The sequence below is a fragment of the Ectopseudomonas alcaliphila genome, from assembly GCF_900101755.1.
GTDB classification, from domain to species: domain Bacteria; phylum Pseudomonadota; class Gammaproteobacteria; order Pseudomonadales; family Pseudomonadaceae; genus Aquipseudomonas; species Aquipseudomonas alcaliphila.
The window spans coordinates 179,975-193,321 of record NZ_FNAE01000004.1; the positions used below are offsets into that span (position 1 = coordinate 179,975).

At 64.7% G+C, this 13,347-nt stretch carries 16 protein-coding genes and 1 pseudogene; 4 read left to right on the forward strand and 13 right to left on the reverse strand.

What is annotated here, in order from left to right:
- Window positions 1–7 precede the first annotated feature (7 nt).
- The 3 genes from BLR77_RS15280 to BLR77_RS15290 all read right to left on the reverse strand — a co-directional run bounded on the left by BLR77_RS15280 (window position 8) and on the right by BLR77_RS15290 (window position 1,694).
- Entirely contained in the window at window positions 8–445 is a 438-nt protein-coding gene (locus tag BLR77_RS15280) for a VOC family protein (protein ID WP_074679239.1), read from the reverse strand.
- Between the two features lie 34 nt (window positions 446–479).
- On the reverse strand, window positions 480–1,145 hold the full coding sequence (locus tag BLR77_RS15285; RefSeq protein WP_074679241.1) for a hypothetical protein: 666 nt from the start codon (window positions 1,143–1,145) through the stop codon (window positions 480–482).
- Window positions 1,146–1,208: 63 nt separating this feature from the next.
- The gene (locus tag BLR77_RS15290) at window positions 1,209–1,694 is read right to left on the reverse strand and encodes a YbaK/EbsC family protein (RefSeq protein WP_074679243.1); all 486 of its coding nucleotides are present in this window, start codon (window positions 1,692–1,694) and stop codon (window positions 1,209–1,211) included.
- A 102-nt stretch (window positions 1,695–1,796) separates the two neighbouring features.
- Here BLR77_RS15290 and BLR77_RS15295 point away from each other — a divergent pair, with 102 nt between their 5' ends.
- The 3 genes from BLR77_RS15295 to BLR77_RS15305 all read left to right on the forward strand — a co-directional run bounded on the left by BLR77_RS15295 (window position 1,797) and on the right by BLR77_RS15305 (window position 4,515).
- Window positions 1,797–2,276 carry a LabA-like NYN domain-containing protein gene (locus tag BLR77_RS15295; protein WP_074679245.1) on the forward strand — a complete coding sequence of 160 codons (480 nt, stop codon included), beginning with the start codon at window positions 1,797–1,799 and terminating at the stop codon, window positions 2,274–2,276.
- An 8-nt stretch (window positions 2,277–2,284) separates the two neighbouring features.
- Window positions 2,285–2,887, forward strand: coding sequence for a 3'-5' exonuclease (locus BLR77_RS15300; RefSeq protein ID WP_074679247.1), 603 nt, complete (start codon window positions 2,285–2,287; stop codon window positions 2,885–2,887).
- Window positions 2,888–3,171: 284 nt separating this feature from the next.
- Window positions 3,172–4,515 (forward strand): RNA helicase RhlE1, encoded by a 1,344-nt coding sequence (locus BLR77_RS15305; RefSeq protein WP_074679249.1) that lies wholly within the window; start codon window positions 3,172–3,174, stop codon window positions 4,513–4,515.
- Window positions 4,516–4,601: 86 nt separating this feature from the next.
- On the opposite strand, the gene BLR77_RS15310 is transcribed toward BLR77_RS15305, so the two are convergent.
- The 4 genes from BLR77_RS15310 to BLR77_RS15325 form a co-directional block, all read right to left on the reverse strand.
- Window positions 4,602–4,967, reverse strand: coding sequence for a VOC family protein (locus tag BLR77_RS15310; protein WP_074679251.1), 366 nt, complete (start codon window positions 4,965–4,967; stop codon window positions 4,602–4,604).
- A gap of 88 nt (window positions 4,968–5,055) precedes the next feature.
- A complete protein-coding gene (locus BLR77_RS15315) occupies window positions 5,056–5,493 on the reverse strand; it encodes a PAS domain-containing protein (protein WP_074679254.1) in 438 nt (145 codons plus the stop codon).
- A gap of 4 nt (window positions 5,494–5,497) precedes the next feature.
- A complete protein-coding gene (locus BLR77_RS15320; RefSeq protein WP_074679256.1) occupies window positions 5,498–6,499 on the reverse strand; it encodes a response regulator in 1,002 nt (333 codons plus the stop codon).
- A gap of 178 nt (window positions 6,500–6,677) precedes the next feature.
- Window positions 6,678–7,913 carry a TIGR03862 family flavoprotein gene (locus BLR77_RS15325; RefSeq protein ID WP_074679258.1) on the reverse strand — a complete coding sequence of 412 codons (1,236 nt, stop codon included), beginning with the start codon at window positions 7,911–7,913 and terminating at the stop codon, window positions 6,678–6,680.
- 113 nt (window positions 7,914–8,026) lie between these two features.
- Here BLR77_RS15325 and BLR77_RS15330 point away from each other — a divergent pair, with 113 nt between their 5' ends.
- On the forward strand, window positions 8,027–9,160 hold the full coding sequence (locus BLR77_RS15330) for an aminotransferase class V-fold PLP-dependent enzyme (RefSeq protein WP_074679260.1): 1,134 nt from the start codon (window positions 8,027–8,029) through the stop codon (window positions 9,158–9,160).
- Window positions 9,161–9,175: 15 nt separating this feature from the next.
- On the opposite strand, the gene BLR77_RS15335 is transcribed toward BLR77_RS15330, so the two are convergent.
- The 6 genes and pseudogenes from BLR77_RS15335 to BLR77_RS25940 all read right to left on the reverse strand — a co-directional run.
- On the reverse strand, window positions 9,176–10,000 hold the full coding sequence (locus tag BLR77_RS15335; protein ID WP_074679262.1) for a class I SAM-dependent methyltransferase: 825 nt from the start codon (window positions 9,998–10,000) through the stop codon (window positions 9,176–9,178).
- Between the two features lie 60 nt (window positions 10,001–10,060).
- On the reverse strand, window positions 10,061–10,981 hold the full coding sequence (locus BLR77_RS15340; RefSeq protein WP_074679264.1) for a histone deacetylase family protein: 921 nt from the start codon (window positions 10,979–10,981) through the stop codon (window positions 10,061–10,063).
- A 27-nt stretch (window positions 10,982–11,008) separates the two neighbouring features.
- Complete coding sequence (locus BLR77_RS15345; RefSeq protein WP_074679266.1) at window positions 11,009–11,227, reverse strand: hypothetical protein; 219 nt, start codon at window positions 11,225–11,227, stop codon at window positions 11,009–11,011.
- 13 nt (window positions 11,228–11,240) lie between these two features.
- Window positions 11,241–12,323: an L-dopachrome tautomerase-related protein gene (locus BLR77_RS15350; RefSeq protein WP_074679268.1), complete on the reverse strand. Its 1,083-nt coding sequence runs from the start codon at window positions 12,321–12,323 to the stop codon at window positions 11,241–11,243.
- A gap of 195 nt (window positions 12,324–12,518) precedes the next feature.
- Window positions 12,519–13,136 carry a PAQR family membrane homeostasis protein TrhA gene (trhA, locus tag BLR77_RS15355; protein WP_074679270.1) on the reverse strand — a complete coding sequence of 206 codons (618 nt, stop codon included), beginning with the start codon at window positions 13,134–13,136 and terminating at the stop codon, window positions 12,519–12,521.
- Window positions 13,137–13,155: 19 nt separating this feature from the next.
- Window positions 13,156–13,335: pseudogene (locus tag BLR77_RS25940) on the reverse strand (hypothetical protein); the annotation flags it as partial.
- Window positions 13,336–13,347: the final 12 nt, after the last annotated feature.

Sequence of the window (13,347 nt, forward strand, 5' to 3'; positions counted from 1 at the left end):
GGCCGTGTCAGCCATGATCGTGCGGCTCGACGTACAGCTCGTACATCAGCTCCATATCCCAGTACGCCGCCTCGATCTTGTGGCCGTCGAGATCCCTGACGAAACAACCGTAGTAGGGCTCGCCGTAGTCCGGGCGCGGGCCTGGCTGGCCTTCGTCCTTGCCACCGGCTGCCAGCGCTGCCTCGTGAAAGGCATGTACCGAGGCCTTGTCCGGGGCGACGAAGCCGAAATGGCTGCCGTTGCCGAGGGTTGCCGGCTGGCCATTGATCGGTGTCTGCACCCAGAACTCCGGGTACTCGCGGCCGAACGCTACCGCACCGGGGTGGCGCATGATCTCCCGGCAACCGAGGGTGGCCAGGACCTTGGCGTAGAAGGTGCTGGCGGCGTCGAAGTCGTTGGTGCCGATGGAGACGTGGGACAGGATGCTGGGGTTCGTTTCGCTCATGGCGCGCTCTCCTTGGTGGGCCAAAACAGCAAGCCTAGTCGGTGTTTTCATCGGTCGCCTGCTGCGGCTCGAGCAGCATGAACAGGCGGAACAGCACCACGATGGCGAACAGTTGCAGGAAGCCGTTGCCGGCCTGATGCAGCACCCACAGCAGGGTGTCGCTTGGGTTCGGCTGCGTCCACCAGTCGAGCAGCCACAACGGCACCAGCACGTTGGCCAGGCAGGCGAACACCGGCCAGAAACGACCTTCGGTCATGGTGAAGCTGGCCTGCAGCGCGCGTAGCGGCGGCTCCTGGCGCAGCACCAGGATCAGCTCGGAGAAGGCCAGGCGCATCATGATCCAGATGCCCGGCACGATGAACAGCGACAGGCCGAGCATGATCGCCAACGTGCTCAGCCCCGCCATCAGGGCGAAGGTCGGCCACAGTTGCAGGCCTGCCGCGAACAGCTGCGCGTTGCCGGGCGTCTGCCCGATGCTGCGGGCATGCAGGAAGAGAATCAGCGGCGCGGCGTACAACGGATAGAAAAGAATGCCGAGCAGTACGCCATAGGCGGGGTTGGCGTCGTCGCCGAGCTGGGCGGCCAGAAGCGTCTGGGCGATGGCTTCGAGCAGCAGCAGTGGCAGGGTCAGGCGGGCAATGGCCAGCAGGTTGTGGCTGGAGAAGAACCAGGCGTCGCGCAGGATGGAAAGAGGACTCATCGGCAGATTACCAAGTGTAGGGGCGCGGGCTCTGTGGCCAGGCACCAGGGCAGTCGAATGGGGTCAAGGGTACTCCAGCTGCGCATTGGGTAGCGCGGCGAGCAAACGCGGTAGTTCGCCGCCGGGCACTTCCAGGGTCAGCTCGGGTGGGCCAGGTGAATACAGCAGAAAGTCGCACGCCAGCACCGCGCGGTCGATCAGCAGGGTGATGCGGGTGTCATGGCCGAACGGGCAGGCGCACATCGGTACGCAACCGGTGTGTTCGATCAGTTCCTCGTCGCTGGCAATGCGCGGGCGGCTGCCGAGCAGCGCTTTGAGCCTGGTCCAGTCGGCGCGAGCGCCTTCGAGGGTAACCAGCATCGCGTAGCGCTCGGCGCCGAAGCGCAGGAACAGGCTCTTGCTCTCCACGCCGCGCAGGCCGAAACGCTGGCGCACGGCGTGGGCGGTGGAGTAATCCAGCACCGGCTCGTGCTCGACCAGGCGATGGGCGATATCCAGGCGTTGCAGCAGTTCGAGATTGCGCTGGCAAAGCTGTTGTAGAGGCGTCATGGCAGCAAGGATAGGGTTTGCGCCGCGCCCGGGCCAGCCCCGCCCGCATGCTCTGCCCAGCTCTGGCATACTGGCGCCTTCGTCGACCCCCGAGGACTCCCGGTGAAGAAGATCGCCGTATTCGCCGATGTGCAGAACCTCTACTACACGGTGCGCCAGGTCTATGGCTGCCATTTCGATTACAGCGTGCTGTGGGCGGAGGTCAGCCGCCGTGGTGTGATCGTCGAAGCGTACGCCTATGCCATCGACCGTGGCGACGCCAAGCAGCAGCAGTTCCAGCAGATCCTGCGCAAGCTGGGCTTCACCGTGAAGCTCAAACCCTATATCCAGCGCAGCGACGGTTCGGCCAAGGGCGACTGGGACGTGGGCATCACCATCGACGTGCTCGATGCCGTCGGGCGCGTCGACGAAATCGTTCTGGCCTCTGGCGATGGCGACTTCGACTTGCTGCTCGAGCGCGTGCGCAGCCGGGGCGTCGAGGCCATCGCCTATGGCGCGCCCGGGCTGACGGCGCAGTCGCTGATCCGCGCCGCCAGCCTGTATGTGCCCATTGAGGGCGATCTGCTGTTGCGCAATTTCTGAGGCCTTACGTGGAATCCATTGCAGTCATCGACTTCGAAACCACCGGTGTGTCGCCGAGCCAGGCGCGCGCCACCGAGATCGGCGTGGCGATCATCGAGGATGGCCGCATCGTCGACCGTTACCAGAGCCTGATGAACAGCGGTGCCTGGGTGCCACCGTTCATCGAGCAGCTCACCGGCATCAGCAACGCCATGCTGCGCAAGGCGCCGCCGTCGGACCAGGTGATGAACGAGGTGGCCGATTTCATCGGCGAACGGCCGCTGCTGGCGCATAACGCGTCCTTCGACCAGAAGTTCTGGGACGCCGAGCTGGCGCGCGTGCGTCGCCGTCGTGCGCAGCCCTTCGCCTGCTCACTGCTGCTGTCGCGCCGTCTGCTGCCCGAGGCGCCGAGCCACAAGCTGGGCAATCTCAACGCCTGGGCCGGCCTGCCGGACACCGGTCGTGCTCACCGCGCCCTGGCCGACGCCGAGATGGCAGCGAACCTGACGTTGCACCTGTTCGGCCTGTTGCGCGAGCGCCATGGCCGGCACCAGGCCGATCATGCGTTTCTCTGTCAGTTGCAGAACCTCTCCGCCGCCAAGGTGCGAGCATTGCTGGCCGCTGCCAGCTGAGTTTGCCTCGAACCTGCTGTCGCGGCTAAAGCCCCTCCCACGGTTTTTCTTGCGCGTTCGGGATTGCTGCGGCTGAAGCTGCTGCGGGTTGGTAGCCCGGATGCAATCCGGGGAGGCGGTGGCAATGGTCCCGGATTTCATCCGGGCTACGTGAGGTCAAAGTCCGTGGTGCGGCTGGACACCTGTGGGAGGCGCTTCAGCGGCGATCTTTACCGAGGTTGAAGGCGCTCGGCAGGGGGACAGGGTAAACTGCGCGCCTGTTTCCTTTCCGATTCGGTTGCCCCATGACCTTTGCCTCCCTCGGTTTGATCGAGCCGCTGCTGCGCACCCTCGCTGACCTCGACTACCAGACTCCGACCCCGGTGCAGAGCCAGGCCATTCCTGCCGTGCTCAAGGGCCGTGATCTGATGGCCGCGGCGCAGACCGGTACCGGCAAGACCGCCGGTTTCGCCCTGCCGCTGCTGCAGCGCCTGACCCTGGAAGGCCCGCAGGTGGCGAGCAACTCCGTGCGTGCGCTGGTGCTGACGCCGACCCGCGAGTTGGCCGAGCAGGTGCTGCAGAGCTTCCAGGCCTACGGCCAGAATCTGCCATTGACCAGCTACGCGGTGTACGGCGGGGTCAGCATCAACCCGCAGATGATGGCGTTGCGCAAGGGCGTCGACGTGCTGGTGGCCACACCGGGGCGGCTGCTCGACCTGTATCGGCAGAACGCGGTGAAGTTCTCCCAGTTGCAGACCTTGGTGCTGGATGAAGCCGACCGCATGCTCGATCTGGGCTTCGCCCGCGAGCTGGACGAGCTGTTCAGCGCACTGCCGAAAAAGCGCCAGACCCTGCTGTTCTCCGCCACCTTCTCCGACGTTATCCGGCAGATGGCCGGCGAGCTGCTGCGCGACCCGCTGTCGGTGGAAGTCAGCCCGCGCAACGCCGCCGCCAAGAGCGTCAAGCAGTGGCTGATCCCGGTGGACAAGAAGCGCAAGAGCGAGTTGTTCCTGCACCTGTTGCAGGAAAAGCGCTGGGGCCAGGTGCTGGTGTTCGCCAAGACCCGCAAGGGCGTCGACCAGCTGGAGCAGGAGCTGCTGGCAATGGGCGTGTCTGCCGATTCGATTCACGGCGACAAGCCGCAGCCGAGCCGCCTGCGTGCGCTGGAGCGCTTCAAGGCCGGCGAGGTGCAGATTCTGGTGGCCACCGACGTGGCCGCGCGTGGCCTGGATATTCATGACCTGCCGCTGGTGGTCAACCTCGACCTGCCGATCAACGCCGAGGATTACGTGCACCGCATCGGTCGCACCGGCCGCGCCGGCAGTACGGGCGAAGCGATTTCCCTGGTCTGTGCCGACGAGGTAGATCAGCTGGCGGCTATCGAGAATCTGACCCAGCAGTTGCTCAAGCGTGTCGACGAGCCGGATTTCATTCCTGATCACCGCGTACCGCTGACGGCGGTGGGTGGCCAGGTGCTGAAAAAGCCGAAGAAGCCCAAGCAGAAGCTGATCCCTGGTGCGGCCAAGCCTGCCGGCAAGGGCAATATCCACCTCGGCCGCTGGTTCGAGGAAGAAGATGCCAAGCCCAAGGCCAAGGCGGTGCGCAAGGTGCCGAGCTTCGGCAGCAAGCCCAAGGGCGGCAAGAAGTAAGGGCTCTGACTGGAAGAGCTCGCGGCTAACGCGGAATCGCTCCCACATTGCAGGACATGCAACTGTGGGAGGGGCTTTAGCCGCGACTAGTCGATGTTCTGGCCGATGCGCCAGAGCACGCCGCTGGGGTCGATCACCACGAAGTCGCGCATGCCCCAGGGCTGGTCCTGCGGCGGCACCAGGCGTGAGCCGAAGCGTTCATCCAGGCGTGCCGCCTGAATCTGTTCCCACCAGGCATCGACGTCTTCCACCAGCAGGTGCATGACGAAGTTTTCCGCCTGTTCCTTCACGTAGAAGTTCTGCAGCAGGAAGGCGCAGTGCTCGCCATGGCTGAAATAGGCCAGCTGTTCATCGGACCAGCCGGGCTTGAAGCCCATCGCCTGGTAGAAGTCCTTGCTCAGTTCGAAGTCCCGTGCCGGGACGAAGGTTTTCAGTTCAACACTGCGCAGCATGTAAATCCCTTTTTCGTTGGAACGGTAGCCGGATGCAATCCGGAAACAGTTGGCACCGGCCCCGGATTGCATCCGGGCTACGGCGTTTTTATCGAGCCGGTTGCGCCTGTGCCGCCACGGCCGCGGCCGTCATGTCGTAGATCACCAGGCAAACGTGCTCCACTGGCTGCCCGGCCAGTGGCAGCAGGGTGACGTTCTGGTACATGAAATCGGCCTGGCCGGTGATCGGTTGGTAACTCTTGAAGCGCATCAGGTACGGGCGTTGCTGCCACAGGCTGAAAGCTCGGGTGCCCAATTGCACCACGCTTTCCACCTTGCGCTCCAGCCAGGGGCGGTCGATGTCCGGGAACAGTTCGAACAGCGAACGCCCCTGCACCTGATCGGGCCCCAGCCCGGAGTGGTTTTCCATGAAGGCGTTCCACACCTCGACGTGGTACTGGCGGTCGAGCACCACCACGCCGACGTCGATGCACTGCACGATGTCGAGCAGCCAGTGAACTTCCTTGATATCGATCTGTGCGGGCATCGCCTCACTCCATCAGGTAGCCGATCTTGTCGGTCAGGCGTTTGATCGAATCTTCGGTGAACAGCAGCAGCAGGTCGAAGTGGATGGCATGACCTTCCAGGCTGTAGCTGATCTCCACGGCCAGCGTCTTGCGCCAGCGCTGGCGGTTGATCTGGATGAGTTGGTCGAGGCTGGCGTGCTGGCCGAGCAGTTGCGGGTGGCCCTGGGAGAAGCGCAGGTCGAGCTGTTCCGCGACCCCGGCCAGACAAGCGCCGATCAGGATGCTGGCCAGATCCAGCAGCATCTCCGAGGTTTGCGCTTCGTTCTTCGGCTGCCAGCCGAGCAGGCGCGCCATGTCGTTCACTTCCGAGTCATGGAACAGCAGCAGCGCCTCGCCAGCGATGGCCTCGCCGATGAACCCCTGGCAGATGGCGCTGAAGCGTTCGCCGCGCTGGGCGTCGAGCAGGGTCATGTGCAGCTCGCTGACTTCGAAGATATTCACCTGCGGCACCGGCAACTGCACGAACACACCCAGTACCTTGGCCAGCAGGGCGGCGGCGCGGCCCATGGCGACGTTGCTGACTTCGCGCAGGGCGTCACGGAAGCTGACTTTCAGGTCCGACAGCGCAGCGGCCTGGGCCTGCGCTGCGGGTGTGGCCTGCGGGTCGAACAGCTTCAGGTCGATCAGCGTCTGGCGCAGGATTTCGGGGTCGGCGGGTTTCTTGATGAAGGCCAGCGCGCCCAGCTCACGCACGCGGCGCACGGCTTCTTCCTGCACGTCGCCGGAAACCACGATGACCTTGCTGCTGAGCCCTTCTGCGCGTAGCGCGGCCAGGGTCTGGTAGCCATCGAGTACCGGCATGGTCAGGTCGAGCAGCATGACCGGGCCCAGGCCCTGACGGATCAAGGCCAGCGCCTCCTCGCCGTTGGTTGCCTGGCTGAGGGAAACCGGCCATTCAGCCGGCAGCGCGCGGATCAATTGTTTGCGCGCCATGTTGGAGTCGTCGCAGACCAGCAGCGGGATCACGGCGGGGGATTACCTGTGTGGGAAGCGCTAACTCTGAGCATAGCCGCAGCCCGTGAGGCGTCACGGCGGTTTCAGCGCTTTTTCAGCGCACGGTGTATGTAGCGTCGTGATCGTTTTGTAGGCGCCCGCTTGCGGGCGATCCGCTTCAGGCGAGCATCAATCGCCCGCAAGCGGGCGCCTAGGGCTTCAGCCAGGCCAACAAGCCCTGCGCGGCCACTCGCCCGCTGGCGAAGCAGGCGGTGAGCAGGTAGCCGCCGGTGGGCGCTTCCCAGTCGAGCATTTCGCCGGCGCAGAACACGCCGGGCAGGGCATTGAGCATCAGGCCTTTGTCCACTGCCTCGAAGGGTACGCCGCCGGCGCTGCTGATCGCCTCGTCCAGCGGCCGGGTGCGCAGCAGGGTGATCGGCAACGCCTTGATCCAGGGTGCCAGCGCGGTGGGTTCGGCGAAGGCTGCGGCAGGCGCCAGCTCGCGCAGCAGGGCGGCCTTGACCCCGTCGAGGCCGGCCTGGCGATGCAGGTGCTTGGCCATCGAGTGTTTGCCGCGTGGTTTGGCCAGCGCCTGTTGCAGCTTGGCCAACGGCATCTGTGGCAGCAGGTCGAGGTGGATCAGCGCCTGGCCCTCAGCCTCGATCTGCCGGCGAATGGCAGCGGAAAAGGCGTACACCAGGCTGCCTTCGATACCGCCTGTGGTGAGTACGAACTCACCGATGCGAGGCGCCTGGTCGGGCAGGCTCAGCGCTACGTTCTTCAGCGGCGCACCGGCGAATTTCTCCCTGAGATACTCGCTCCAGCCGGCCACTTCGAAGCCGCAGTTGCTCGGTTTCAGCGCCGCCACCTCGACGCCGCGCGCTTGCAGCAGGGCCGTCCAGGCGCCATCGGAACCCAGGCGTGCCCAGCTGCCGCCGCCCAGTGCCAGCACACAGGCGTCGGCGGCCAGTGCGCGTTCGCCGTCCGCGCCGGCGATACGCAGGCTGCCGTCCGCGTTCCAGCCCAGCCAGCGGCTGCGCGTGTGGATCGCCACGCCCAGTTCGCGCAGGCGGCGCAGCCAGGCGCGCAGCAGCGGCGCGGCCTTCATGTCGCTGGGGAATACGCGGCCGGAGGTGCCGACGAAGGTGTCGATGCCCAGGCCATGAATCCAGGCGCGCAGGGCATCGGCGTCGAACTCGCGCAGCAGCGCCGCGACTTCGGCCTGGCGCTCGCCATAGCGGCCGATAAAGGCATCCTTGGGCTCGGAGTGAGTGATGTTCATGCCGCCGACGCCGGCCAGCAGGAACTTGCGCCCCACCGAGGGCATGGCATCGAACAGCTCCACACGCACGCCGCCCTGAGCCAGCACTTCGGCAGCCATCAGCCCGGCAGGGCCGCCGCCGATGATGGCGACGTGATGAGTGGTGGGCTTGGCGGCTTTGGTCATGGTGGTGAGCAGGCAGGAGAAGGGCTGCGCATTCTACCCGAGTGCTCCCTGGCCTTGTCATTTGCCCGGGGTTCGGGCAGGTTCTGGTCGAACCTTTTCGGCTGGAGTCCGTTATGTCCCAGATCTGCCCCGACATCGATCCCGATGGCCTGATCGAATATTCGGTGGTCTACACCGACCGCTCGCTGAACCATATGTCGCAGTCGTTCCAGGGCGTGATGCGTGATATCTCCGCCACCCTGAAACAGGTCTACAACGCCCATGCCGTGGCGGTGGTGCCGGGCAGCGGCACTTACGGCATGGAGGCGGTGGCGCGGCAGTTGGCGACCGATCAGAAGTGCCTGGTGATCCGCAACGGCTGGTTCAGCTACCGCTGGACGCAGATCTTCGAGATGGGCCGGATTCCTGCCGAGGCCCAGGTGCTCAAGGCGCGCCCGGTCGCCGCAGGCCATCAGGCCGCCTTCGCGCCGGCGCCGCTGGACGAGGTGCTGGCCACCATCGCCGAGCAGAAACCGCAGGTGGTGTTTGCCCCACACGTGGAAACCTCCTCGGGCATGATCCTGCCGGACGACTACCTGCGCGCGGTGAGCGATGCGGTGCACGCCGTCGGCGGCCTGTTCGTGCTCGACTGCATCGCCTCCGGCACGCTGTGGGTGGACATGCAGGCCTGTGGCATCGACGTGCTGATCAGCGCGCCGCAGAAGGGCTGGAGCGCCTCGCCGTGTTGCGCCCTGGTGATGCTCAGCGAAGCGGCCCAGGCGCGCGTCGAGGCGACCCAGAGCACCAGCTTCGCCTGTGACCTGAAAAAGTGGCTGCAGATCATGCAGGCCTACGAGCAAGGCGGCCATGCCTACCACGCCACCATGCCCAGCGACGCCCTGGCGCGTTTCCGCGATGCCATGCTCGAGGCGAAGATTCTCGGCTTCGCCAAGGTGCGTGAGCAGCAGCAGGAACTCGGTGATAGGGTGCGCGCACTGCTGGCCGCGCGTGGTTTCAACAGCGTCGCGGCCAAGGGCTTCGAGGCACCCGGCGTGGTGGTCTGCTACACCGACGACGGGCAGATCAAGACCGGCGCCAAGTTCGCCGCCGTCGGCCTGCAGATCGCCGCCGGTGTACCGCTGCAATGCGACGAGCCGGCGGACTTCCAGACCTTCCGCCTCGGCCTGTTCGGGTTGGACAAGCTGGGCAATATCGAACGTACCGTGGCGACCCTGGAGCAGGCGCTGGATAAGGTGCTGGCCGGCTGATCAGGGCTCGGCTCGTCAGCGATTCTTCACGGCCTGCAGCGTGTAGCTCAGCGGCAGGCGCTCGGGCCGTGAACGCAGACGCCATTCGCCGTCAGCGCCCAGCTGCATCTGTCCGGGCAGCGCTTCCCAGGGCAGGCAGTCGTGTTCTTCCAGCGCGGTGAGCGTCATGCCGTGACGCAGCAGGGCCGAGATGATCTCACCCAGGCCGTGATTCCATTCGTGGGTAACGCTGGCTGTGAGCGTCGCTTCGGTCTGCACGTAGGTTTGCTCGTCATCCCAGACCACTGGCTCGCGGTGTTCGAAGTACGGATGGGCGATGCGCAATTCATCCTCGCAGGTCTCGTCCAGGCTCAGCAGGATGGGATGTGCCTCGCGCAGAAACAGCCGCCCTCCCGGCTTGAGCAAGGCCGCGACGTTCTGTGCCCAATCATCGATGCGTGGTAGCCAGTTGAGGGCACCGATGCTCGTGTAAACCAGGTCGTAGCGCTGCTCGCCGAGCACCTGTGCCGCATCGTAGACCGAGGCTTCGACGAAGTGGATGCCCTGCTGGCAGGCCTCAGCCAGGCGGCGGGCCTGTTCCAGCGAGGCGCAGGAAAAATCCAGGCCGGTGAGGTGCGCGCCCAGGCGAGCCAGCGACAAGGTGTCGGTGCCGATATGGCATTGCAGATGGAGCGCTTCCAGCCCGCGGATGTCTCCGAGGCGACGCAAGTCGAAGCGCACGACATCGGACAGGTGTTCGGCCGAGTCGATGAACTTCTGCACCTGATAGTCGGGTGAGGCCGCGTGCAGGGCGGCGCGTTCGTTCCAGTTGGCCTTGTTCAGCTCGAATGAATCGTCCATGACGCTATTTCCATGAAGTGACAAAACGCGATTATGCCGAGGTGTCGCCAGACGTGCTGGTCAACCCAACCCGCGCGCCGCCCACACCCGTGCCGCGCTGTGATGCAGGATGCCGTGGCGGCGGGCGAGGGCGGCGTGGTCCTTGGAGTAGCCGCCGCCGATCACCCCCAGCACCGGAATGTCGCGGCCCAGGCAGTGCTGCAGCACGGCTTCGTCACGTGCCGCCAGGCCGGCGTCAGTGAGTTGCAGATAGCCCAGGGCATCGTCCTTGTGCACGTCGACGCCCGCATCGTAGAGCACCAGGTCCGGCTGGTAGATCGGCAGCAGGTAGTTGAGGATGTCGTCCACCACCTTGAGGTAATCCTCGTCGCCCATGCCGCGTGGCAGGGGGATATCCCAGTCGCTCTGCGCCTTGCGTGCCGGGAAGTTCTGCTCGCAATGCAGCGACACGGTAACGGCGTCCGGTTCGTCTTCCAGCAGCCGCGCGGTGCCGTCGCCCTGATGCACGTCGCAATCGAAAATCAGCACGCGGTGCACGCGGCCAGCTTCGAGCAGGTAGCGGGCGATCACCGCCAGGTCGTTGAAGATGCAGAAGCCGGAGGGAAAGTCGTAGTGCGCGTGGTGCGTGCCGCCGGCCAGGTGGCAGGCCAGGCCGTGGCGCAGTGCCAGTTCGGCGGTCAGCAGCGAGCCGCCCACGGCGCGCACGGTACGCTGCGCCAGGGCATCGCTCCAGGGCAGGCCGAGGCGACGCTGGTCCTCGTATGACAGCTCACCGGCCATGTAGCGGGCGATATAGTCCGGGCAGTGAACCAGGGCAAGAATCTCCGCCGGGCACAGCTCCGGGCGTTGCAGCGCGGCATCGCTGGTCAGGCCGCTGTCGACCAGGTGATCGCGCAGCAGGCGGAATTTCTCCATGGGAAAACGATGCCCGGCCGGGAACGGCGGGCTGTAATCCTCGTGGTAGACCAGCGGTAGTGGCATACACCAAATGCTCATCGAATCGACGCCCTATGGTCGCAGCCAATCGAGACAATCGCCACGCCCCTGATCGAAACCTTCTCCGAGCTGCCGGCGAATGTCGCCACTGACCCTCCACTGGCCCAAAGCACCGGCCAGCGCTGCTGGAGTGACCTGGCGGGCAACGACCCTGGTGATGTAATCGGTGATCAAACCGATAGGCACAGTGCCCACGATGATCGCTGTCAGGGCATGGATGATGCGGGCCATGGTACGAGGTGGCTTACTCTCCCGGCCACACGCGCATCACGCGATAAGGCGGTTTGCCGCTGTCGGTGCCACCGGTGAAGGCCGGGGTTTTGTACAGCTGATTGACCGAGATATACAGCCAGCCGTCGTGACCTACATGAACGCTGTCTGGCCAGTCCAGTCGGGCATCACGTACCAGCGGCTTGAGCGTGCCGTCGGTATCGAGCAGGTCGATGCCATTGTCGTTGAGGTTGGTGAAAAAATGCCGGCCTTTGGCGTCGGTGCCGGCGCCGTCGGAAACTGGCTTGGCACCGACTCGCTGGATGGCAGCCGCGATTTGCTCGTCGCTGGCGCCGTCACGCAGCAGCTTGCTGGGCAACGAGTACCAGGTCTTGCCGTTCATGGCGCCGAAGTACAGGGTGGCGTGGTCGGCCGACAGGGTGATCGGATTGACCGCCACGTTGGCAGGCTTGCCCTGGAACTGAATCGGCACGCCGCCGATGACCATCCTGGCGTCGGGCTCTGCTTGCAGCGCGGCATGACCGCTGAAGCGCCGCGTCTTGCCGCTGCTGATTTCTACGGCGATCAGCCCGGGGTTGGCAATGTCCGCCAGGTAGATCCAGCCAGCGTTGTCGTCGACGGCCAGGTCCTGGATAAAGCTGCCTTTGGGCGCGATATCGGCAGGCAGATCGATGCGATACAGCTCACTGCCAGTCGCAACATCGAAGCCCCACAGGCGTGTCTTGCCCAGGTTCAGGCCCATGTCGGTTATCCACAGGCGGTTCTTGCCATCGATGGCGATGCCCAGCGGTGTATCGATCTGCGCATCGTTGGCAGTGGCGGTACCGCGTTGCACCGTGCTGGTGGGCCACGGCTTGTAGCTGTCGCGGCCGGTGATTTCGATCAGTTGAGCGGCAGCCGGTGCGCCGAAGGGATGGACCGTGGCAAACACCCGGTTGTCCGCGCTGGGGGCGACGTTGCCGGGGCGGATCGGCAGTTCGGCGACCACTTCCAGGTCGCCGACGTTGGCGGCAAGGGCCGAGTTGAACAATGGTATGGAAAGAGCCAGCAGTGTGGCGCTGGCCGCACGGCGGATGGGGCGAGAAAGAGACGTCATTACAGGTTTCCTGTTGTGCGCTGGGAAGGGCGAATGCGCTGCACAAGCGTTATCCGCCGTCGCGGCTGCCTCGGTGATCAACGACGGAGGAGATTTGCCCTGCGTCAGGTAGGCAGTGGGCACAGTTTGGCTTTATCAGCAAAGATGAAAAAGACTAGCCAGATTGAACGTCTTTCAATCGGCGCAAGAAAGTCGTCACAGCACGTAGAACAGAATCGCCACGAAGTGCAGCAGGCTGCCGGCCATGACGAACAGGTGCCAGATGCCATGCCAATGACGAAAGCGGCTGTCGTAGGCGAAGAAGATGATGCCCACGGTGTAGAGCACGCCACCGGCCGCCAGCCATTTGAAACCGGTCATGCCCAGGGTGGCGATCAAGGGTTTTACCGCCACCAGCACGATCCAGCCCATCACTGCGTAGATGATCAGCGACAGCACGCGTGCTTCGGAGCGGGGTTTGATTTCCTGCAGCATGCCGATCACCGCAAGCCCCCATACGATGCCGAACAAGGTCCAGCCCCAGGGGCCACGCAGGGTGATCAGGCAGAAAGGGGTGTAGCTGCCGGCAATCAGCAGGTAGATCGACAGGTGATCGAGTTTTTGCATCACCCGTTTCGCCGGGCCGCGCACGCTGTGGTAGAGGGTGGAGATGCTGTACAGCAGTAGCAGGGTGACGCCGTAGATGGCCACTGCGACGATCTTCCACAGGTCGCCCGTGGAGCTGGCCAGTGCCAGCAACCATACCGCCCCGATGGCCGCCAGAACGGCGCCGATCAGGTGGCTCCAGGCGTTGAATTTTTCTCCATGGTACATGCTATCTGTCGTCGTCCTTTATGCCTGGCTTTGCCAGATCTTTTCTGTGCGGGTTCTCGTCTGACAGCTCGCCAGTCAGGTCGCTGTCGACCAGGTGATCACGCAGCAGGCGGAATTTCTTCATGGGGAAACGATGCCTGGCCGCGAAGGGCGGGCTGTATGCGGCATACAATAAGGGTTCATCGAGTCGACGCGTTATGGTCGCAGCCAA

Bases quoted from the DNA above. Each gene is read 5' to 3' on its own strand.
- BLR77_RS15350 (WP_074679268.1), bottom strand. From the start codon at position 12,323: ATGACGTCTCTTTCTCGCCCCATCCGCCGTGCGGCCAGCGCCACACTG.
- BLR77_RS15330 (WP_074679260.1), top strand. From the start codon at position 8,027: ATGTCCCAGATCTGCCCCGACATCGATCCCGATGGCCTGATCGAATAT.
- BLR77_RS15315 (WP_074679254.1), bottom strand. From the start codon at position 5,493: ATGCCCGCACAGATCGATATCAAGGAAGTTCACTGGCTGCTCGACATC.
- BLR77_RS15280 (WP_074679239.1), bottom strand. From the start codon at position 445: ATGAGCGAAACGAACCCCAGCATCCTGTCCCACGTCTCCATCGGCACC.
- BLR77_RS15305 (WP_074679249.1), top strand. From the start codon at position 3,172: ATGACCTTTGCCTCCCTCGGTTTGATCGAGCCGCTGCTGCGCACCCTC.
- BLR77_RS15345 (WP_074679266.1), bottom strand. From the start codon at position 11,227: ATGGCCCGCATCATCCATGCCCTGACAGCGATCATCGTGGGCACTGTG.
- trhA (WP_074679270.1), bottom strand. From the start codon at position 13,136: ATGTACCATGGAGAAAAATTCAACGCCTGGAGCCACCTGATCGGCGCC.
- BLR77_RS15340 (WP_074679264.1), bottom strand. From the start codon at position 10,981: ATGCCACTACCGCTGGTCTACCACGAGGATTACAGCCCGCCGTTCCCG.
- BLR77_RS15290 (WP_074679243.1), bottom strand. From the start codon at position 1,694: ATGACGCCTCTACAACAGCTTTGCCAGCGCAATCTCGAACTGCTGCAA.
- BLR77_RS15325 (WP_074679258.1), bottom strand. From the start codon at position 7,913: ATGACCAAAGCCGCCAAGCCCACCACTCATCACGTCGCCATCATCGGC.
- BLR77_RS15285 (WP_074679241.1), bottom strand. From the start codon at position 1,145: ATGAGTCCTCTTTCCATCCTGCGCGACGCCTGGTTCTTCTCCAGCCAC.
- BLR77_RS15310 (WP_074679251.1), bottom strand. From the start codon at position 4,967: ATGCTGCGCAGTGTTGAACTGAAAACCTTCGTCCCGGCACGGGACTTC.
- BLR77_RS15335 (WP_074679262.1), bottom strand. From the start codon at position 10,000: ATGGACGATTCATTCGAGCTGAACAAGGCCAACTGGAACGAACGCGCC.